This is a genomic window from Pedococcus sp. P1_H8, from assembly GCF_056405175.1.
This window is the reverse complement of the sequence record NZ_JBFUCP010000348.1, coordinates 1-397: the sequence shown is the minus strand read 5'-3', so window position 1 is coordinate 397 and position 397 is coordinate 1. Positions and strand designations below refer to the sequence as shown.

General features: G+C 67.5%; 1 protein-coding gene. It reads left to right on the top strand.

Features of this window, described 5'->3' with window-relative positions:
• Positions 1–55: 55 nt before the first annotated feature.
• Positions 56–397: aminoacyl--tRNA ligase-related protein (locus tag AC1DYG_RS20320; protein WP_477641644.1), on the top strand; the 342-nt coding region annotated here is incomplete at its 3' end.

Here is a 397-nt window from a genome sequence, read left to right as displayed (position 1 = left end):
GGCCAAGAAGGAGCTCTTCGAGAGGTCCGGCCACTGGTCCAAGTTTGCCGCGGACATGTTCCCGGAGATGCGGATCGGCGGCGAGAGCTTCCTGCTGAGGCCGGCCAACTGTCCGCACCACGCGCAGGTGTTCGCCGCGCGCGGACGCAGCTATCGCGACCTGCCGTTCCGGCTCTCCGAACTGGGTTCGATGTTCCGCAGCGAAATGTCCGGCGTGCTGGGCGGATTGAGCAGGGTGCGCCAGATCAATCTCGACGACGCGCACGTGTTCTGCGCGCCGGAACAGGTCGGTGACGAGGTCGAACTCGCGCTCGGCGCGATCGAGCGCTGCTACCGGATCCTCGGTGTCACCGAGCGCCGTTACCGACTCTCGCTCCGCGGCGCGGCCGGGCAGTAC